The sequence below is a fragment of the Microbacterium sufflavum genome, assembly GCF_023101165.1.
Lineage (GTDB): Bacteria > Actinomycetota > Actinomycetes > Actinomycetales > Microbacteriaceae > Microbacterium > Microbacterium sufflavum.
Genome location: NZ_CP078076.1, coordinates 801,238 through 820,406 on the forward strand (window position 1 = coordinate 801,238; position 19,169 = coordinate 820,406).

Here is a 19,169-nt window from a genome sequence, read left to right on the forward strand (position 1 = left end):
GGGTGTCGAAGGGCTCAGAGGGCGTGCTGCGGCAGGTGCACGAGCTGCACGCCGCCCGCGGCGATGGCGGCGCGGATGCTCGGGGCGATGTCGTCGCGTCTCTCGACACGATGCCCGGTCGCGCCGAACGCGGTGGCGAGCGCGGCCCAGTCGGGCTGCACCAGATCCACGCCGATCGGGGCCATGCCGCGTTCGACCTCGTTCTGGCGGATCTCGGCGTAGCCGCCGTTGTCGACGCACACGACCGTGAGGTCGAGGCGCTGCTCGACCGCGGTGACGAGCTCGTTCACGCAGAACATGAGCGCGCCGTCGCCGATCACCGTGACCACCGGGCGCTCGGTCTGCGCGACCGCGGCGCCGATGGCGGCGGGCAGCCCGTAGCCGAGCGTGGCATAGGTGGGCGTGTAGAGCAGGGAGTGCGGATGCTCCTGTCGCAGCACGCTGCCCAGCGCCATGTACACGATCTGCGACGAGTCGCCCGCCACGATCGCGTCGTCGGGCAGTGCCGCGGCGATCACCTCCGCGAGCGCCACCGTCTCGGGGGCCGTGGCGCGGGACTCGTCCTCGATCGCGGCCCGTTCGGCCGACAGGTCGCGCGGTGTCGGGGCCGTGTCGGGCAGCAGCGGCAGCAGGGCATCGGTCACCGCGGCCGCGTCGCCGGTGATCCCGACGGTCGCGGTGAGGTTCTTGTCGCGCTGCGCCGGGGAGATGTCGATGCGGATCACGGCTCCGCGGGCCTCGAGGCGCGGGGCCCAGAGCTCCGCCTCCCCGAGCTTCGAGCCGACCACGAGCAGCACGTCCGCGGCCTCGGCGACGGCGCGGGCGGCGGCGAGGCGCAGGTTCGAGCCGAGCGACAGCGGGTGGCCCTCGTCGAGCACGCCCTTGCCGTTCAGGGTGGTGAGGACCGGGGCGCCCAGGCGCTCGGCGATCGCGGTCACCTGATGCACCGCGTCCACGGCTCCCCCGCCGGCGACGATCACCGGACGTTCGGCGGCAGAGAGCAGCCGGCCGGCCTCGGCGAGCGCGACCGGGTCGCCGGCCACGCGCTCGGGCATCGGACGGGGCGCCCGGGCGGCGGCGGGCACGTCGGCCGGGGCCTCCAGCACGTCGAGCGGGATCTCGATGTGCACGGGGCGCGGGCGCCCGGTGCGGAAGAGGTGGAAGGCGTCGTGCACGGCCTCCACCCCCTCGGCCGCCGTGGTCACCCGGCGCGACCACTCCGCGATCGCGCCGACCATGGCCGTGGCGTCCTTCGTCTCGTGCAGGGTGCCCACGTCGGCGAACTCCGCGCCGAGCGGCACCCCGGGCGACAGCACGATCAGCGGACGCGACTCGCAGAACGCGGTGCCGATCGCGCTCAGGGCGTTCTGCAGCCCGGGGCCCGACGTGGTGATCACGACGCCGGGGAGCCCGGTCTGCTGCGCCCAGCCGTCGGCGCCGTAGCCGGAGCCCTGCTCGTGCCGGTTGGTGACGGCGCGGATGCCGAGGTCGGCCAGGGGGCGGTACAGCTCCAGGTTGTGCGTGCCGGGGATGCCGAACACCGCCGTCACCCCGTAGCCGCGGATGGTCTCCAGCACCGCGCGGCCCGCCGTGTCGGCGTACGGGGCGGTGGGGTTCGCGTCGGCGCTCATGCTCGTATCCTCGTTCAGACGGCGGCCGTGGTGCGGGCGGCGACGTGGCGGCGCACGCCGTCGACCCAGGTCTCGCGCACCTCGATGGCCGCGATCTCCTCGGCGGGCACGGCCAGCGGGTCGTCCGAGAGCACCGCGAAGTCGGCGAGCTTGCCCACTTCCAGCGAGCCCAGGTCGTCTTCCCGCCCGATCGACACGGCCCCCTCGATCGTGTGGGCGCGCAGTGCGGCGAGCGCGGAGATGCGCAGGTCGTCGGGCCCGAGCCGGTGGCCGCGGCGGGTGACGCGGGTGACCGCCGTCTGGATGGCCTCCAGCGGGATCGGCTCGGCGACCGGGGCGTCGGAGGAGATCGTCATGGGCACGCCCGCCCGCTCGAACTCGCCGAGCGGGTTGAACCGCTCGCCCGGGGTGCCGATGGCCTCCTCCACGCCCTCGCCCCAGTTGAAGTAGTGCTGGGTCTGGTTGACGGGACGGATGCCGGCGGTCGCCATGCGCGCGATCTGCCCGGGCGTGGGCAGGCCGCAGTGCTCGATGCGGTGCCGGGCGTCCGCATCTGGACGTTCGGCGAGCGCGGCCTCGATCGCCGACACGACCATCTCGATCGCGGTGGGCGACTGCGCGTGCGTCGCCGTCTGGAGCCCCGCGGCGTGCGCCTTGCGGATCAGCTCGGCGTAGTCGGCGGGCTCGTGGTACAGCTGGCCCGTGCGGCACGGGTCGCCCACGTAGCCGTCGGGGAAGTACGCGGTCCAGCCGCCGAGGGTGCCGTCGGCGTAGAACTTGATGCCGGCGAAGCTCAGGTGCGCGTTGCCGAACTGTCCGACGAGCCCCATCTCGAGCGCCTCGTCGAGCAGATGCGACAGCAGGTACATCGACACGCGCAGCTCGAGCCGCCCGGCCTCCGCGAGCCGCAGGTACATGTCGAACTCGCGGCGCGTGACCTGGCAGTCGCCGATCGAGGTGACACCGCCCGCGAGGAACCGCTGCGTCGCGGCGTCGAGCTGCCGCAGGTGCTCCTCCGGCTCATCGGCCAGGTGGAAGTTCGGGCCGTGGTGGCCGATCTTCACCCCGTGCACGCCCGTCAGGATGTTGCACGCCGCGTCGGACAGCTCCCCGGTGAGCTCGCCGTCGGCGTCGCGGAAGAACTCGCCGCCGTCCGGGTTCGGGGTGTCGCGGTCCACGCCGTTGACGTCGAGCGTGTACGAGTTCACGACGCCGCCGTGACCCGAGGCGTTCATGAGGTACACCTCCCGGTCGGACGCGACCTCGTCGAGCTCGAACCGGGTGGGGTGGCGCTTCTCGGCGAGGTTGCGCTGCTCGTAGCCGTATCCGCGCACCGGGCGACCGGCGGGGAGCCCGGCCGCCGCGGCCTTCAGCAGGGCGACGATCTCGGGGATGCTGCCCGCCTTCTCCGGCCCGCAGTCCACCCACGTCATCATCTGCCCGAACATGAGCGGGTGCGCGTGCGCGTCGACGAACCCGGGCACCACGACCGCGTCGCCGAGCTCGACGCGCTCCGGGGTCAGCTCGGCCCTGGCCGCCACGTCCTCGCACTCCGCGACCGTGCCGAGGGCGACGATGCGCCCCCGGTCGGTGAGCATCGCGGTCGCGGTGGTGTCCGCCGCGTCCGCGGTGTGGATGGCGCGGGCGGTGACGAGGGCGGGGGCGGCCTGGGCCGAGCGGTCGAAGGGGGTGAGCTTGCGCATGAGGAGCCTGTTCGCGGTGGGGTCGTGCGGGTGGGGAGGCGGAGCCGATCAGGGCAGGCGGTTCGCCGTGGTGTCGGTCCGGGCGGTGAACGAGGCCGTGACCGGTGCCTCGTCGGAGTGCTGCGGCGCGAGGCGCGTGCAGATCCCGGCGATCACGGCCATGCCGACGAACATCGCGATCACCGACCAGACGCTGCCGGTCCAGGCGATCAGCTGCGTCGCGAACCAGGGCGAGAAGCCGGCCCAGATCGCGGCGCCCACGCCGTAGGAGAGGGCGATCGAGGTGTACCGCGCCTGCGGGCGGAACATCTGCGCGAGGATCGCGGCGATCGGGGCGTAGGTCGCGCTCATCGCGATGCGCACCAGCGAGGCGAGCAGGAAGATCAGCGGCTCGACCCGTCCCGGCATCACCAGCAGGAACGGCGCGAACGTCAACACCGAGGTGATCAGGCCGATGTACATCACGTTCTTGCGGCCCCACTTGTCGCCGAGCCAGGCGACCGGCAGCGTGACCACGAACTCCACGAACGAGGCGATCGTCATGGCGTCGAGGATCACCTGCTCGCTGATCGCGATGGGCTCGCCGGTCGCGTAGGCGGTGGCGAACGTCGTGGCCAGGTAGTAGCCGCCCGTGGAGATGGGCAGGATGCCGATGCCGAGCAGGATCGGCTTCCAGTTGACGCGCAGCGCGAAGGCGAGGGGCATGGACTGCTTGCGGCCCTCGATCTTCTCCTCGAAGACCGGCGACTCCTCCACGCGGTAGCGGACCCACAGGCCGACGGCGATCAGCACGATCGACAGCAGGAACGGGATGCGCCAGCCGCCATCGATGATGAACGTGTCGCCGCCGCGGGCCATGATCGCGAAGATGCCCGAGGCGAGCAGCGCACCGGCGGGGTTGCCGAGCTGGGTGAAGCCGCCGTAGAACGTCTTCGACTTCTCCGGGGCGTGCTCGACGCTCATGAGCACGGCGCCACCCCACTCGCCACCGACCGCGAGGCCCTGGATGGCGCGCAGCAGGATCAGGAGGATCGGCGCGAGGATGCCGATGTTCTCGTAGGTGGGGAGGCAGCCGACGAGCACGGTCGCGGCGCCCATCAGCAGCAGGGTGATGACGAGCGAGACCCGGCGGCCGAGCTTGTCGCCGATGTGACCGAAGACGATGCCGCCGAGGGGACGGACGAGGAAGGCGACCGCGAACGTCGCGAACGCCGCGGCGGTCTCGGCGAGGGGGTCGTCGCTCGGGAAGAACAGCGGGCCGAAGACGAGGGCGGCGGCCGTGGCGTAGACGTAGAAGTCGTACCACTCGATCGTGGTGCCGACGAAGGCGGCGATGCCGGCGCGGCGTGCGCGGCTGTGGACGCCGCTTCGGGGGGTGGGGGTGGTGGTCATGGACCCGCTCCTTCGCGGATGGTGTCGGATAGCGATCGATGCTAGGGACGTGACGACCCGGCGGCAAGGGCAGAACTCCAGCGAGAACGGGGATTCACTGGACTTCTGGTCCCTTGTGCACGCAAAGCGGGCCTTCCCGCCGGTCGCACGCGGGGTTACGCTGAGGTTCTGCGCGCGTCGTCGTGCAGACCGGGGAAACTGACGGATCGGGACGCAGCCATGGATTTCGACGCCGAACTCATCCGCGCGCTCCAGGAGGACGGGCGCGCGAGCATCCGCGCCCTGGCCGAGCGGCTCGGGCAGTCCAGGGCCGCGGTGGCTGCACGACTGCGCACGCTGCTGGCCGACCGCACGGTGCGCGTGGTCGCCGCGGTGGACCCGGTCTTCCTCGGCCAGCACGTCCTCGCGCACGTGTCGATCCGCACCGACGGCGCCGTCGAGGTCGTGGCCGAGCACCTGCGCGACATGAGCGAGACCGTGCTCGTGTCGGCCGTCGGCGGCGCGCACGACATCGTGACCGAGGTGCGCGTGGGGTCGATGTCGGAACTGCACGACCTGCTCGCCCGCATCCGCGGCAGCGCAGGCGTGCTCGACATCAACACCATCATCTACTCCACCGTGATCAAGGGGTTCTTCGTGTCGGAGTACCACGGCGGGGTCACGCTCGACGCGATCGACGAAGCCCTCGTGGAGCACCTGCAGGCCGATGGCCGCATGAGCTTCCGCGCGCTCGGCGAAGAGGTGCGCCTCTCCCCCAGCGCCGTCGCGACCCGGGTGCAGCGGCTCATCGACGCGGGCGTCATCAAGATCAGCGCGGTCGAGGCACGCGGCCTCGCGCACCGGCAGCTGTCGATGGGCGTGGGCATGACCCTCGGCGACGACGACGAGGCCGTGATCGAGGAGCTGCGCCGCGGTCGCGGTGTCGACTTCGCCGCCCGCACGCTCGGCCGCTTCGACGCGGTCGCGACACTCGTCGAGCCCTCGGCCGGCGCCCTGTACGCGAGCCTGGAGCGCCTGCGCGCGCTGCCCGGGGTGACCCGGATCGAGGCCTGGCTCCACCTCGCGGTGCTCAAGGAGGACTACGCCCGCACGCTCCGCCCGCTCCGCACGGAGTGAGCGCGAAGTCGCCCGGGTCGGGGGTCACGCGGCATGCACCGCGTCGAGCCCGGGTCAGGCGGCGGGGTGGACCACGTCGAGCAGGGCCGACAGCGCGGGCGGCATCCGGTCGAGCGGGAGCAGGCCGACGATGTCCGCGGCGAACCGCGCCTTGCGGCCCGCGGCCGTCCCGGCGAAGCGATGCAGCTGATCCTCCACGACCCTGCCCCGCTGCGCCGGCTGCCCCTGGAACACGCGGAACCGCCCGAGCTCGCCCCGCGCCGCCAGCGCCTGCTCCACCAACGGAACCCCGGCGGCACGGATCACCTCGTCTTCGAGGTCGCGCTCACAGCCGAAGAACCCCGCATCGGCGGGCACGCCCGTGGCGTCGATCGCGCCGTCGTCGCGCAGGACCCGGGTCACGTACGCGCCCTCCGCCGCGTCGTAGAGGCCGAGCACCCGCACGGCAGGCTCGACCGCGCGGAGGGCCGCGAGCCGGGAACGGAGGTTCGTGATGCCGTCGAGGTCGACCAGGTCGAGGTCGTCGAGCGTCTCGCCGAGGCGCTGCGCCGCGGCGAGGAACGCGAGCCGGTCGCTCGCCCCCTCGAACAGCACGACCGTGCCGCCTCCTCGCCCCGCACTCGCCGCCATCCCTCGACCCTACGCACCCGGTGTCCGTCGCGCTTCGACCGCACCCGACGCGGATGGCCGCGCGTCAAGGGTCTGCCGTTGGAGGGCCCGCCGCGGCACACTGCCGACATGGAGCAGCCCGACGAGCCGGACGCGGCCACGGCACCGGAGCGCACGCCCGATGGCCACCACATCGTCGTGAACGGACGCCGGTGGCGGGCGACCGACCCGGCCATCCCGGAGAAACTGCGCCAGGAGCTGGTCGACGAGCTGATGGCCGCGCGGCGCGCCGTCAAGGCGGCAGAGCCCGAGGCGCGGCGCCGCGTGCACGATGCGAAGACCGCCCTCGGCGAACGCGGCGCCCCGTGGTGGGAGCAGCCGACGCCCGAGGAGTCCGCGGAGCGCATCGCGGCCGCCATCCGCACCCTCACCCGCAAGAGGGAGGGGTCGTCGATCTGCCCGAGCGACGTCGCCAGAGCCGTCGGCGGGGAGGCCTGGCGCAACCGGATGGACGACGTGCGCCGCGTGACCGCCGCGCTCGCCGACCGGGACGAGGTCGTGGTGACCCAGAAGGGCGAGCCGGTCGACATCGCCTCCGCGCGCGGCCCGGTGCGCATCCGCCGCGGCCCCGCCCTCTGACCCGGGCGGAGTGGGTCGAGCCGGGGTGCCGCGCGGGACACGGCGCGCCGTCACCGGGCGTTCACCGGGCCCCGCCAGACTGCGAGCATGAGCGAACCCGAATCCCGCAGCGGCGCACCGGAGCCCGCAGCGACCGCGAACAGCGGAGCCGTCGCCGTGGTCGGCCTCGACCTGCGCGGCGAGACCCCCGCCCCGAAGAAGCAGGTGTACTCGTGGGCCCTGTGGGACTGGGCGACCCAGCCGTTCAACACGGTGATCCTCACGTTCGTGTTCACGGCGCTCTACCTCGTCAGCCCCTCGTTCCTGCCGCCCGAGGTCGCCGCGCTCGACGAGAACGACCCGGTACGGATCGCCGCGGAGGCCGACCTCGCGTCCGGCCTCGGTCTCGGCCTCACGGTCGCCGCCTTCGGCATCCTCCTGCTCGCCCCGGTGCTCGGTCAGCGGGCGGATGCCGCCGGACGCCAGAAGCTGTGGCTGGGCATCGGCACGGGCGCACTGATCCTCTGCATGTTCGGGCTGTGGTTCGTCGAGCCGGTCCCCGCCCTGTTCTGGGTGGGCGTGGCGCTGATCTCCGCCGGGTCGGTGTTCGGCGAGATCGCAGCGGTCAACTCCAACGCCATGCTGATCGGCATCGCGAACCCCAAGAACGTCGGACGCATCTCGGGCCTCGGCTGGGGCTCCGGGTACCTCGGCGGCATCATCGCGCTCGTGATCGTGGTGGTGCTCGACACCTTCGACTGGTTCGGGATGCCGACCGACAACGGACTCGCGTACCGGCTGATCGCGGTCGGCTGCGCCGTGTGGGCGATCGTGTTCGCCATCCCGATCTTCCTCAACGTGCCGGAACCGTCGCTCGGCCGCCCGGAGCGGAAGGTCGGCTTCTTCCGGTCGTACGTGCTGCTGGTGCAGGACGTCGTGGGGCTGTACCGCGACCCGGAGACCCGCTCGACCTTCTGGTACCTGCTCGCGAGCGCGGTGTTCCGCGACGGCCTGGGCGGCGTGTTCGCGTTCGGCGCGATCATCGGCACGGCCGTGTTCCGGTTCGGCACGCAGGACATCATTGTGTTCGGCATCGCGGCGAACCTCGTCGCGGGGGTGTCGACGATCCTGGCCGGGCGACTCGACGACCGCCTCGGTCCGAAGCGCATCATCCTCGGCTCGATCGCGGCCATGATCGTCGCGGGGCTCGCGGTCTTCCTGCTGCGCGATGCCGGCGCGATCGTGTTCTGGGTGGGCGGACTCATCCTGTGCGCGTTCGTCGGACCGGCGCAGGCCGCCGCGCGGTCCTTCCTGGCCCGCGTCACCCCGGCCGGCCGCGAGGGCGAGATCTTCGGCCTGTACGCGACGACGGGACGGGCGGCGAGCTGGATGGCCTCCGCCGCCTGGACCGTGCTGATCGCCCTGACCGCGCAGACGGCGTTCGGCATCCTCGGCATCGTGATCGTGCTGATCGCCGGGTTCCTCCTGCTGCTGCCGGTGAAGGCTCCACGCTAGGACGCGACCGCCCCGCGGGGCAGGAGTAGCGTGACCGGGGTGACCGTGCTGCTCGCCTTCCTCGCCAACGTGCTCGTCGCGATCGCGAAGACGGTGGCCGCGGTCATCACCTCGTCCGCGTCGATGGTCGCCGAGGCCGCGCACTCCTGGGCGGACGCGGGCAACGAGGTGTTCCTGCTGATCGCCGACCGGCGCGGCGCGAAGACCAAAGACGCGCGGCATCCGCTCGGCTACGGCCGCAACGCCTTCGTGTGGTCGCTGATCGCCGCGTTCGGCATCTTCACCGCGGGCTCGATCGTGTCGATCATGCACGGCATCCAGGAGCTGTCCGACACCGGCCCGGTGGAGAGCCCGGTCGTCGCCTACGTCGTCCTCGGTATCGCGTTCGTGCTCGAGGGGGCCTCGTTCACGCAGGCGATGATCCGCTCCCGCCGCCTGGCGCGCGAGCGCGGCAGCTCCACGTGGGACTTCGTGCTGGAGACGAGCGACACGACCCTCCGCGCCGTGTTCTTCGAGGACTCGGCAGCCCTCGTCGGCCTGGTCCTCGCGGGCGGCTCGATCCTGCTGCACCAGCTCACCGGCGTGGCCGCCTGGGACGCGATCGGCTCGATCCTGGTGGGCGTGCTGCTCGGGGTGGTCGCGGTGATCCTGATCGGACGCAACATCGCATTCCTCGTCGGCACGAGCGTCTCCCCCACCCTGCGCTCGAGGGTCGGCACGGCTCTGCTGGGGCTGGACGACATCGAACGGGTGACCTACCTGCACATCGAGTACGTGGGGCCGAACCGGCTGTTCCTCGCGGCCGAGGTCGACCTGTCGGGCGACGCACGCGAGCACGACGTGGCGCGTCGGCTGCGCGAGGTGGAGCGGCGGATCGAGGCGCACGACGCGATCGAGGCGGTCGTGCTGTCCCTCTCGGTGGACGACGAGCCCTCGCTCGACTTCGCGCGCGCCTGAGTCGCGGAGCGAGACCCGCGGAGCGAGGTCGGAGGCGCGAGACCGGCGGTGCGAGACCGGCGGAGCAGGAATCGTCGCGGCGTCAGCGCGGCCAGTTGTCGGCGAGCTTGGTGAGCAGACGCGCGAGTTCGGTGCGCTCGTCGTCGGTGAAGGGCGCGAGCGCCTGGGTGAGCAGCTCCCTCCTCTCCCCGCGCAGACCACGCGCGAGCCGGCGGCCCTCGTCGGTCAGCGCGATCCGGGTGCGGCGCGCGTCGTCCGGGTCGGCCTCACGACGCACGAAGCCGCCCTGCACGCCCTGCTGCACGAGCCGCGACGCGCGGGGCTGATCCACGCCGATCGCCTGGCCGAGCGCGCTCACGCTCAGCGGTTCGGGCGCCGAGGCCAGTGCCTCGAGCATCCGCATGCGGGCGGGGCCGCCGAGGCGTCCGGAGGGGTCGGCCATCCACGGCGGCATCCCGGGGTGCCCGCGGTGATGGCCGAAGTGCTCGTGGGCACCGTCGGCGTGCGGGCCGTCGTGACCTCCGCCGGGCCAGCCGTGGGGTCCGCCGCGTCCGCGCGGTCCGTGCTCGCGCTGACCGGGCCGACGCCCGCGGAGACGAGACAGCGCCTGGGCGATCGCCTCGGCGGGGTCGTGCGGTTCGGAGTCGCGGGAACGGGTGGCCATGCCTCGATTTTACATGCGACTTGACATGCTTTAGATCTGCATGTCACACTACATGTACATGCCGGATCACATGGATATGTCACCTGACATCCACCGGCCACCACCGCGGCCCACCAGCCGCCCCTGAACAGAGGACAACCCCATGAACACCACCACAGACACCACAGAGACTCCCCAGCCGCCGCGCCCGTTCGGCTACTGGCTCAAGGCCGTCGACCGCCTCATGGCGGCTGAGTTCGCCGCCGCGTTCGACGACGAGGGCATCACCCGGCGCGACTGGCGCCTGCTCAACGTCGTCGACGGCTCGGTCGAACGCGAACGCCCGCTTCGTGCGCACAAGCTGCGACGCCTGATCGACCGCGGGTGGGTCGTCACCGACGGCGAGGGCTGGTCCCTCACCGACGACGGCCGCGCCGCGAAGGAGCGCCTCGGCGCCCTGGTCGACGGCATCCGCGCCAAGGTCGTCGACGCCGTCCCCACGGACGACCTCGCCACGACGCTCGCATCGCTCGAGGCCATCGCCCGCGCGTTCGGGTGGGAGGAGGGCACGCCCCTCCCCCGCACGCACCGCGGCCCGCGGGGCCACCGGCACGGTCACGGTTTCCGCGCCCCGTTCGGCCACCACGGCCACGGCGAGCGCGACGGCTTCTACGGGCACGACGACGGCTACGACGTCCGCCACGGCCACAGCCACGGCCACGACGGCCACGCGATGCCGGAGGGGCCGTGCGGTCACGGCCACCCGGGCGAGCGCCGCGCACGTCACGCGTTCGAGCGCGGCTACGACGCCGGGTTCCGCCGCGGTCGCGCCGCCTGACCGCCGCACCACAGGGCGCCTTCCCGTCTGGGAAGGCGCCCTGTCGCGCGCCGGGGCTCTACATCTCGAGGTCGAGGAGCGCCACGGCGTCGTCGGGGGCGCCGACAGCACGGAGGCGTCCGCGCATCGCCGCCGCGGCGAGGGCATAGGGCCGTTCGTCGTCGAGGAGCAGCGAGCGCGAGTTGGCTTCCTCGTTCAGCGCGACGAGTTCGAACGCCAGCACGTCCACGTCGTCGACCGCGATCTCTCCGACCGCGATGGCGTGACGCAGCTGGGCCTCGATGTACCCGTGCCAGTCGGTCAGGGCCGCGCGCACGGCGTCGGTCACCGGCCCGGTCTTGGAGTCGACGTCGGCGGAGGTCGCGGCGAAGAAGCAGCCTCCGGTGAACACGCGGTCCTTCGAATAGAGCAGCGAGTGGCGCAGCAGCGCCGCGAGGCGTCGAACGCCGCGGGGCTCGGCACGGGCGGGCTCGACGATCCGTGCGAGGAAGATCTCCCTGGCGGCTTCGATCGTGGCGAGCTGCAACCCCTCTTTGCTGCGGAAGAGCGTGGCGATGCTGCTCTTGCTCGATCCGGACGCCGCAGCGAGCCGACCGATCGTCAGGCCGTCGAGACCCTCGACCGACGCCAGGTTCGTGGCGCTGTGGAGCACGACGCGGCGGGAGGCATCACCCCGTACCCGTCGGCCGTCCAGGATCGGGCTCTCGGACATCCCCCTAGTATACGAACGATCGTTCGCCTAGTATACGTATGATCGTTCGTATTGTTCCGGCGAAGGAGTCACGATGCCGTCCCTGCCCGTTCTGCTCGCCCGCACCGTCCCCCCGCTCGCCCGCGTCTCGCCACGGCTGGCGGGTGCCGTCGCGCTCCGCCTGTTCTTCACCACCGGCCCGCGCATGCGCGTGCGCCCCGCCGATGCGCCGACCCACAGCGACGCCCGCCGCGGCACCGTCACGGTGCGCGGCATCGAGGTCACCACGTACGAGTGGGGTCGCGGGCCGCGCACCGTGCTGCTCCTGCACGGCTGGCGCGGCCGGGCGTCGCAGTTCGCGCCGCTCGTGCGCGAGCTGGTGGCCGAGGGGTTCCGCGTGCTCGCGTTCGACGGGCCGGCACACGGGTCGTCCGGCGGCCGAGCGACCGACGTGCGCGACTGGGTGACGGTCGCCGAGCGACTGCAGGCCGAGCACGGCCCGTTCGAGGCGCTGGTCGGTCACTCCTTCGGCGCGCTGGGCGCCCTCACCGCCGCCCGCACGACCGTGCCGGTGCCCGCTGTGGCCGTGCTCGCCGGTGCCGCGGCGCCCGAGGCCTTCCTCGCCCAGTTCGCCAGCGACCTGCGCCTCGACGAGCCCACCGCGCAGAACCTCCGCGAGCGGTTCCACCGCCGCCTCGCGATCGACGAGGCCACGGCGGCCGAGCGCTTCGACGCCGGACGACACCCGTTGCCCGACGGCACCGCGCTGCTCGTGGTGCACGACCGCGGCGACCGCCGCCTGCCCGACCGTGACGCCCTGCGCCTGCACGCCGCCCACCCCGGCCGCTCGCGGATGCTGCGCACGGTGGGCCTCGGTCACACGAAGGTGCTCTCGGCCGACCCCACCCTCGACGCGGTCGTGGCTCTCGTCACGGGCGGGCTGCCCGCGGTCGACGCGCTCGGCACCGCGAGCCACCTGGCGGCCTCGCCCGGCCACCCGACGGCGGCGTCCGATCACCGGGCGGGATCGTCCGATCGTTCCGGCGGCACCGGACGCGGTCGGCCGGACGACGCCGCGTCTCGGCCACACCTCTCCTCATCCGCCGCGCACTGACCGCCGCGCACTGACCGCCGCGCCGAGCGTACCCGAGGAGATCCGGCGGCCCGCCCACCCGCCACGCGTCAGGGGCGTGGCATCCGCGGCGCGTCCGCGTGGTCGACGAGGGCGATGTCCTCGCGGAGGATCCGCTGCTGACCCCACTCGCCCAGGGGTTCGAGAGCCGCGCTGAGCGAGGCTCCCGCGTCCGTCAGCGAGTACTCGACGCGCGGCGGAACCTCGGCGAACACCTGTCGGAGCAGGAGCCCGTCCCGCTCCATCTCCCGGAGATGCTGGGTGAGCATCTTCTCGCTCACGCCCGGGAGTGCGCGGCGCAGCTGGGCGAAGCGCATGGTGCCGTGCTCCACCAGCTCCCACAGGATCAGGCCCTTCCACTTTCCGCTCACGACATCCAGCGCCGCGTCGATCCCGCAGACGTAGGGCCCGCATCGCACCGTCTCCGCCATAATCCTCCTCCTTACCAAAAGGTAAGTACCGCAGTAATTAGTGGGTACTTCCCGCAGGAGCGGGAACGGTCTCAGTATGAGGGACGGGATCCACCCGGAGAAGAGCCGAACGAGGACACGATGAACAACGCACCCCTGATCACCGAGGCGCGGGCGGGCGCGAGGGAGTGGTTCGGTCTCGCCGCGCTCGCACTGCCGACGCTGCTCCTGGCGCTCGACATCACGGTGCTGCACCTCGGCGTCCCGCACGTGAGCGAGGATCTGCGGCCGTCAGCGGCGCAGCTCCTGTGGATCATCGACATCTACGGCTTCATGATCGCCGGGTTCCTCGTGACCATGGGCTCCCTCGGCGACCGGATCGGCCGCAGACGACTGCTGCTGATCGGAGCCGCCGCATTCGGCGCCGCCTCGGCCGCGGCGGCTTTCTCCCTCACGCCCGAGATGCTCATCGCGAGCCGCGCGGTCATGGGCATCGCGGGTGCGACCCTCATGCCGTCGACCCTCGCCCTCATCAGCACCATGTTCCGCGACGCGCACCAGCGCGGGCTCGCCATCGGCATCTGGGCCACGATGTTCTCGGCCGGGATCGCACTCGGCCCGATCGTCGGCGGCGCGCTGCTGGAGCACTTCTGGTGGGGATCGGTGTTCCTGCTGGGGCTCCCCGTCATGGCCCTGCTTCTGATCGTCGGCCCCCTGCTCCTCCCGGAGTATCGCGACCGGTCCGCCGGCCGCCCCGACCTCGTCAGCGTCGCCCTCGTCGTCGCCGCCATGGTGTCGCTCACGTTCGGGATCAAGGAGGTCGCGACCCACGGTGTCGGGCTGCTCGCGGCGGCGTCCGCCGTGCTCGGCCTGCTCCTCGGTCTCCTCTTCATCCGCCGACAGAACCGCCTGGTCGATCCGCTGCTCGACCTGCGCCTGTTCGCGAATCCGCTGGTGCGCACCGGCCTGATCGCCATGCTGATCAGCACGCTCGCGATCGGCGGTATCTACCTCTTCCTCACGCAGCACCTGCAGCTCGTGGCGAGTCACCCACCGCTCATCACCGGCCTGCTCCTGCTGCCCGGTGCGGCGGCGCTGATCGCGACCTCGGTGATCGCGCCCATCCTCGCCCGCCGTGTGCCCCGCCTGCTGATCATCGGCATCGCCCTCGCCGCGTCGGCCGCCGGCTTCGTGGTCCTCGCCAGGGCGGCCGGCCTCGGAGACACGACTCTGGTGCTGGTCGGCTTCGCGCTCGCCTACGCCGGGATCGGCCCCGTGACGGCCCTGGCGACCGACCTGGTCGTCGGCTCCGCTCCCGTGGAGCGTGCCGGCTCCGCGTCCGCACTGAGCGAGACGAGCACCGAGGTGGGGGTGTCGCTCGGCATCGCCGTGATGGGCAGCGTCGGGATCGCGATCTACCGCGCGGGGATCCCGGACGGCTCGCCGGCCGACGGCACGGTCGAGGCCCATGAGAGCGCGGCCGAGACGCTCGCGGTGGCGATGACGACGGCCGACGACCTCCCCGCCGTGCAGGGCGACGCGCTCCGCTCGTTCGCGACGGAGGCGTTCGCGGCAGGGTTCGAAGCGGCAGCTTGGCTGGGAGCGGTTCTGCTGGCGGTGGCGAGCGCGACTGCGATCGTGACCCTCCGCCGCGCAGCCCGGGGATGAGTGCGGCGAGCCCGAAGATCCGGCGTCAGACCCGCAGCGGAGTCAGCGCGGGCGCCGCGTCGGCGAGGGTCGGGAACCCGGCATTCACCAGGACCACGAGCGCGACCACGGCGGCGACGAGCAGCAGGAACAGGAACACGAAGATGAGGCCGGCGAGCACGCGGTAGCTGCCGCCCTCCGGCACCTCCGGAGCGAGCGACGGCTGCGACCAGTCGTCGGCCGCCGCAGCGGGCGGCTCCCCCTCGAGGATCGCGGGCGTCGGGCGCTCGCGCTCCGAGCGGCGCGTGGGCGGCGGAGGCGGCGGCAGCACGGCGTTCGCGGGCGGGATGTCGGCGGGCGGCGGGTCGAGCAGGCCGTCCGGGATCGGGGTCTCCGGCGGGGCCGGGGGGATCACGTCGTCGGCCGGGCGGATCGCCGCGGACTCCGTCGGGACGGCCGCACCGGCGGCACCCGGGTCATCCGGGGCCACCGGCTCATCCGAGGCCGCGGGCTCATGAGGCAGCAGGGGCTCGGGCGTCACCGGGCCGTCCGGGGCCACAGGTCCACCCGGGGTTCCGGGCTCCTCCGGGGTCCGCCCGTCGCCGTCGCTCATGTCAGCCTCCGATCGCTCCCACATCGGTCACGCCCACGTCGGTGCGGTGGAAGTTCTGGAACGACCGCGACGCGGTGGGCCCGCGCTGCCCCTGGTACCGGTTGCCGTAGGGGCCGGAGCCGTAGGGGTTCTCGGCGGGCGAGGTGAGCCGGAAGAAGCACAGCTGCCCGATCTTCATCCCCGGCCACAGCTTGATCGGCAGGGTCGCGACGTTCGCCAGCTCCAGCGTCACATGACCCGTGAACCCGGGGTCGATGAACCCGGCCGTGGAGTGCGTGATCAGGCCGAGGCGCCCGAGCGAGGACTTGCCCTCGAGACGCGCGGCGATGTCGTCCGGCAGCGTCACCTGCTCGAACGTCGCCCCGAGCGCGAACTCGCCGGGGTGGAGGATGAACGGCTCGTCCGGATCGACCTCGATGAGCCGGGTGAGCTCGGGCTGATCCACCGACGGGTCGATGAACGGGTACTTGTGGTTGTCGAAGAGGCGGAAGTAGCGGTCCAGGCGCACGTCGATGCTGGACGGCTGGATCATCTCCGGCTCGTGCGGAGCCAGGCCGACACGGCCCGACGCGAGTTCTGCCCTGATGTCGCGATCGCTGAGAAGCACGGCCTCAGCCTAGTCACCGCACGGGTCGCGCCTCACGCGACCTGCGGCATCCGCGTCACAGGGCCGGGGCGCTGCGACGCGAGAGCAGCGGGAGCAGCGCGGCCGCCGTCACGGTCACCGCCGCCGCGACCACCGCCACCGGGAAGCCGTCCGTCACGAGCACGGCCGCGATCGTGCCGAACACCGCGATGCCGAGTCCGCCGCCCAGGGCGAAGCCCACCTCCTGCACCGCCCCGACCTGTCCCGCCTGATCCTCGGTCGTCACCTCGAACAGCGTCGCGGCGGCGAGGGTCCCCGCGATGCCGAACCCGAGCCCGACCAGCACGAGGGGCAGCGCCACGATGCCGGGGTCGAACGCGAGCCACACGAGCCCGAACGCCTGCAGCAGCAGCACCAGCACGGTGAGTGCGTTCGCCGACAGCCAGCGCAGCGCGAGCGGCGCCAGCACCCCGCCGATCGCGATCGCCGCGGCCTGCGGCAGCAGCGCGATGCCCGCCTCGGCGGCACTCTGTCCGCGCGCATCCTGCAGGTGCAGGCTCACCAGGAGCACCGACGCCGACGACGCCCCGCTGCTGACGATGATGCGCACGATCGCCGGACTGAATCCCGGCACCCGGAACAGCGCCAGGTCGAGCAGCGGGAGGGGCAGCCGACGCTGCCGCCGCACGAAGAACACGAGGCTGGCTACCGACACGACCGCGGCCACCGCGGCCGACACGGGAGCGGCCAGCACCTCGTGCAGCGCGAAAACGAGGGCGCCGAGCGCGACGATCGACGACAGGATGCTCGGCACGTCCCACGACGGCGGCTGCGTGCTGCGCGAGTCCGGCACGAGCCACAGGGCGAGCAGGGCGGCGGCCACCGCGAGCGGCACACTGCCCAGCAGCAACCATCGCCAGCCGGGCCCCTCCGCGAGGAGCCCGCCGAGCACGGGTCCGAGGGCGCTGCCCGTGCCGAAGGTGGCGGTCCAGAGCCCGTACGCGAGCACGCGCTCCCTCGCCTGGAAGGTCGCACCGATCGTGGCCACCACACCCGCGACCACGAAGGCCTCCGCAACGCCGAGCAGAGCCCGGATCACGATGAGCAGCAGGCCGCTGGTGGCGACGCCGCCGATGCCGTTGAGCACCGCGAAGCCGACGAGCCCGATCACGACGATGGTCTTGCGCCCGAACGCGTCGCCGATCCGCGCCGCCAGGATCAGCGTCGCCGCGAGCGACAGCGCGTAGACGTCGACGAGCCAGAGACCCTCGGTGTCGGTCAGCGCGAGGTCGTCGCGGATCGCGGGCAGCGCCGTGGACACGCTGCTGATCGCCAGAGCGCCGATGAGCACGCCGAGTAGGAGCGGCACCATCGCCATCCAGAGCCGGAGAGAGGAGCGGACGGGGACGACGACGGGGCTGGTGGTCACGGACTCAGTCTGTAAAGTACAGGCAAGGGCCACAAGTACCGACATTGTCGTCACGTACTTACCGTTTGGATACTGTGGAGGGCGCGATGCGCGAGAAGACGGCCAGGATCGTCCGCGAGTGGACCGAGACCTGCGACGCGGAGGTTTCGATCGCCGTGCTCGGCGGCGCGTGGAAGCCGAGCATCCTGTCGCTGCTCGCCGAGCACGGCGTGCTGCGCTTCGGTGAGCTCGGGCGCCTGCTGCAGGACCCCACGTCGCGCGTGCTCACCCGGCAGCTGCGCGAGCTGGAGGCGGACGGCCTGATCACCCGCACGGTCTACCGCGAGGTCCCGCCCAAGGTGGAGTACCGGCTGAGCGAGCTGGGCACGACCGCGACCCCGCTCGTCGACGCGCTCACGCGGTGGGGCACGATGTACGCGGGGCAGCAGCGCGACACCCCCGCGACGGCGGACGCCACGGCCTGACGCCGCGGTTCACGCTTTGGCCATCGCCCCGGAGACGGGTAGGCTTGCCCTCACCTGCTCTCGGGCGGGTTCGGGGCTGTAGTTCAATGGTAGAACTTCTGCTTCCCAAGCAGACAGCGCGGGTTCGATTCCCGTCAGCCCCTCCATCGGAGAAAACGCCTGTTCATCGGTAAAATATGGGCACTCAGTGGTCGGCGGTGCAAGGGCAAGCCTTCAGCCAGCATCTTGTTCGTCGGCCATGAATGCGGTGGAGTAGGCATCGGTCGCCCGGGTTGCTCTTTCGGTATCTCTTTCGGTATCCTGGCGGAGATGAGCACTACACCGCCGTACCCAAACGCTCCGATCGCCTTAGCAATTGTGGAAATCCGCGGCCCAGAGTCTCCACCACTTACGCGCGCCGATATCCTCTCGCTAAAGAAGGCCGTCCAGCCGAGGCTACCCCTCTTCGCGACCGAGCGAGCTGGCACCCTGTCGATGGAGATCGGGCCCGCTGGCGTTCGACAAGTCAACTCAGGGGAAGAGGAACTCGTTAAGTTCCTGACTCGCAGTAGGCGAACTTCTGCAACCTTCACATCTACATCCACCATTATCGAAACGACCGATTACAAAGGGTGGAGCGACTTCAAGAACGTGGTCGGGCTCGCCCTGACGGCGCGCCAGGACATTGCTCCTATGGATGGGCTTGTACGATTGGGGATTCGCATCATTGATGAAATCCGCGTTCCCGTAGATACCCGCGACGGATGGTCCGATTGGCTCGCTCCGGCACTCCTTGCGCCGTCGGTCCAGTCGGCGGGGCGGAAATTAGTTCTCAAGCAGCAGCAATCTGTCGTTCAATACGCCGGCCTCGATCACGGCGAGACCGTCACAGTGCGCTACGGCGCAATGGACGGACCGCCCGCAGTCACGAGTGCGCCGAACCTAGTCCGCCCAAACGTTCCTAACCCGGGGCCGTTCTTCTTGATCGATACGGACGCCGCCTGGGAGATCACGGATGGAGAGGAAATGCCTCCACTCAATCCCGCGGACGTAGTACACCTCTCGGATAAGCTACACGCGCCGATGAAGGAGATCTTCGAGAGCTTCATCACCGATCGACTAAGGGAGGAAGTCTTCGCATGACGGACCTAATGGTGCCCGGAACCGGCCAGCGAGACGTCTTTGCGGAGCTGCCT

The 19,169-nt window shown here is 71.7% G+C and carries 19 protein-coding genes and 1 tRNA gene; 10 read left to right on the forward strand and 10 right to left on the reverse strand.

Going from position 1 to position 19,169, the window contains the following annotated elements:
* Nucleotides 1–14: 14 nt before the first annotated feature.
* The 3 genes from KV394_RS04020 to KV394_RS04030 are packed head-to-tail and all read right to left on the reverse strand — an operon-like array spanning nucleotide 15 to nucleotide 4,726.
* Nucleotides 15–1,631, reverse strand: a complete 1,617-nt coding sequence (locus tag KV394_RS04020) for a thiamine pyrophosphate-binding protein (RefSeq protein ID WP_247982365.1) — start codon at nucleotides 1,629–1,631, stop codon at nucleotides 15–17.
* A gap of 14 nt (nucleotides 1,632–1,645) precedes the next feature.
* On the reverse strand, nucleotides 1,646–3,334 hold the full coding sequence (locus KV394_RS04025; protein ID WP_247982366.1) for an amidohydrolase: 1,689 nt from the start codon (nucleotides 3,332–3,334) through the stop codon (nucleotides 1,646–1,648).
* Between the two features lie 48 nt (nucleotides 3,335–3,382).
* A complete protein-coding gene (locus KV394_RS04030) occupies nucleotides 3,383–4,726 on the reverse strand; it encodes an MFS transporter (RefSeq protein WP_136028718.1) in 1,344 nt (447 codons plus the stop codon).
* A 219-nt stretch (nucleotides 4,727–4,945) separates the two neighbouring features.
* Here KV394_RS04030 and KV394_RS04035 point away from each other — a divergent pair, with 219 nt between their 5' ends.
* Nucleotides 4,946–5,842: an Lrp/AsnC family transcriptional regulator gene (locus tag KV394_RS04035; RefSeq protein ID WP_136028719.1), complete on the forward strand. Its 897-nt coding sequence runs from the start codon at nucleotides 4,946–4,948 to the stop codon at nucleotides 5,840–5,842.
* A gap of 54 nt (nucleotides 5,843–5,896) precedes the next feature.
* Here KV394_RS04035 and KV394_RS04040 read toward each other — a convergent pair whose 3' ends face one another.
* On the reverse strand, nucleotides 5,897–6,472 hold the full coding sequence (locus KV394_RS04040) for an ATP-dependent endonuclease (RefSeq protein WP_136044337.1): 576 nt from the start codon (nucleotides 6,470–6,472) through the stop codon (nucleotides 5,897–5,899).
* Nucleotides 6,473–6,580: 108 nt separating this feature from the next.
* On the opposite strand from KV394_RS04040, the gene KV394_RS04045 reads away from it, so the two are divergent.
* From KV394_RS04045 to KV394_RS04055, 3 genes are all read left to right on the forward strand, one after another.
* Nucleotides 6,581–7,090: a DUF3253 domain-containing protein gene (locus KV394_RS04045; RefSeq protein WP_247982367.1), complete on the forward strand. Its 510-nt coding sequence runs from the start codon at nucleotides 6,581–6,583 to the stop codon at nucleotides 7,088–7,090.
* A gap of 87 nt (nucleotides 7,091–7,177) precedes the next feature.
* Nucleotides 7,178–8,584 (forward strand): MFS transporter, encoded by a 1,407-nt coding sequence (locus KV394_RS04050; protein WP_247982368.1) that lies wholly within the window; start codon nucleotides 7,178–7,180, stop codon nucleotides 8,582–8,584.
* A gap of 30 nt (nucleotides 8,585–8,614) precedes the next feature.
* Entirely contained in the window at nucleotides 8,615–9,541 is a 927-nt protein-coding gene (locus KV394_RS04055) for a cation diffusion facilitator family transporter (protein ID WP_407665454.1), read from the forward strand.
* An 82-nt stretch (nucleotides 9,542–9,623) separates the two neighbouring features.
* Here KV394_RS04055 and KV394_RS04060 read toward each other — a convergent pair whose 3' ends face one another.
* Nucleotides 9,624–10,205: a MarR family winged helix-turn-helix transcriptional regulator gene (locus KV394_RS04060; protein WP_240745364.1), complete on the reverse strand. Its 582-nt coding sequence runs from the start codon at nucleotides 10,203–10,205 to the stop codon at nucleotides 9,624–9,626.
* Between the two features lie 142 nt (nucleotides 10,206–10,347).
* Here KV394_RS04060 and KV394_RS04065 point away from each other — a divergent pair, with 142 nt between their 5' ends.
* On the forward strand, nucleotides 10,348–11,022 hold the full coding sequence (locus KV394_RS04065; RefSeq protein WP_247982369.1) for a hypothetical protein: 675 nt from the start codon (nucleotides 10,348–10,350) through the stop codon (nucleotides 11,020–11,022).
* Nucleotides 11,023–11,080: 58 nt separating this feature from the next.
* On the opposite strand, the gene KV394_RS04070 is transcribed toward KV394_RS04065, so the two are convergent.
* Nucleotides 11,081–11,734, reverse strand: coding sequence for a TetR family transcriptional regulator C-terminal domain-containing protein (locus KV394_RS04070; RefSeq protein WP_136036424.1), 654 nt, complete (start codon nucleotides 11,732–11,734; stop codon nucleotides 11,081–11,083).
* Nucleotides 11,735–11,807: 73 nt separating this feature from the next.
* Between KV394_RS04070 and KV394_RS04075 the strand changes: the two genes are divergently transcribed.
* A complete protein-coding gene (locus KV394_RS04075; protein ID WP_247982370.1) occupies nucleotides 11,808–12,827 on the forward strand; it encodes an alpha/beta fold hydrolase in 1,020 nt (339 codons plus the stop codon).
* A 68-nt stretch (nucleotides 12,828–12,895) separates the two neighbouring features.
* On the opposite strand, the gene KV394_RS04080 is transcribed toward KV394_RS04075, so the two are convergent.
* Nucleotides 12,896–13,276, reverse strand: a complete 381-nt coding sequence (locus KV394_RS04080; protein ID WP_136045524.1) for a winged helix-turn-helix transcriptional regulator — start codon at nucleotides 13,274–13,276, stop codon at nucleotides 12,896–12,898.
* Between the two features lie 120 nt (nucleotides 13,277–13,396).
* Between KV394_RS04080 and KV394_RS04085 the strand changes: the two genes are divergently transcribed.
* Entirely contained in the window at nucleotides 13,397–14,923 is a 1,527-nt protein-coding gene (locus KV394_RS04085) for an MFS transporter (RefSeq protein ID WP_247982371.1), read from the forward strand.
* Between the two features lie 25 nt (nucleotides 14,924–14,948).
* Here the strand turns inward: KV394_RS04085 and KV394_RS04090 are convergent, their stop codons facing one another.
* From KV394_RS04090 to KV394_RS04100, 3 genes are read right to left on the reverse strand one after another with little or no spacing between them, the layout of a single operon-like run.
* Complete coding sequence (locus tag KV394_RS04090; protein WP_247982372.1) at nucleotides 14,949–15,515, reverse strand: hypothetical protein; 567 nt, start codon at nucleotides 15,513–15,515, stop codon at nucleotides 14,949–14,951.
* Nucleotide 15,516: 1 nt separating this feature from the next.
* Nucleotides 15,517–16,122: a dCTP deaminase gene (gene dcd / locus KV394_RS04095; RefSeq protein ID WP_136028727.1), complete on the reverse strand. Its 606-nt coding sequence runs from the start codon at nucleotides 16,120–16,122 to the stop codon at nucleotides 15,517–15,519.
* Between the two features lie 55 nt (nucleotides 16,123–16,177).
* On the reverse strand, nucleotides 16,178–17,530 hold the full coding sequence (locus KV394_RS04100) for an MFS transporter (RefSeq protein WP_168387208.1): 1,353 nt from the start codon (nucleotides 17,528–17,530) through the stop codon (nucleotides 16,178–16,180).
* A gap of 86 nt (nucleotides 17,531–17,616) precedes the next feature.
* Here KV394_RS04100 and KV394_RS04105 point away from each other — a divergent pair, with 86 nt between their 5' ends.
* From KV394_RS04105 to KV394_RS04115, 3 genes are all read left to right on the forward strand, one after another.
* Nucleotides 17,617–17,994 carry a winged helix-turn-helix transcriptional regulator gene (locus KV394_RS04105; RefSeq protein WP_136044995.1) on the forward strand — a complete coding sequence of 126 codons (378 nt, stop codon included), beginning with the start codon at nucleotides 17,617–17,619 and terminating at the stop codon, nucleotides 17,992–17,994.
* 72 nt (nucleotides 17,995–18,066) lie between these two features.
* Nucleotides 18,067–18,140, forward strand: a tRNA-Gly gene (locus KV394_RS04110).
* Nucleotides 18,141–18,303: 163 nt separating this feature from the next.
* The gene (locus KV394_RS04115) at nucleotides 18,304–19,116 is read left to right on the forward strand and encodes a TIGR04255 family protein (RefSeq protein WP_247982373.1); all 813 of its coding nucleotides are present in this window, start codon (nucleotides 18,304–18,306) and stop codon (nucleotides 19,114–19,116) included.
* The last annotated feature ends 53 nt before the right edge of the window (nucleotides 19,117–19,169 follow it).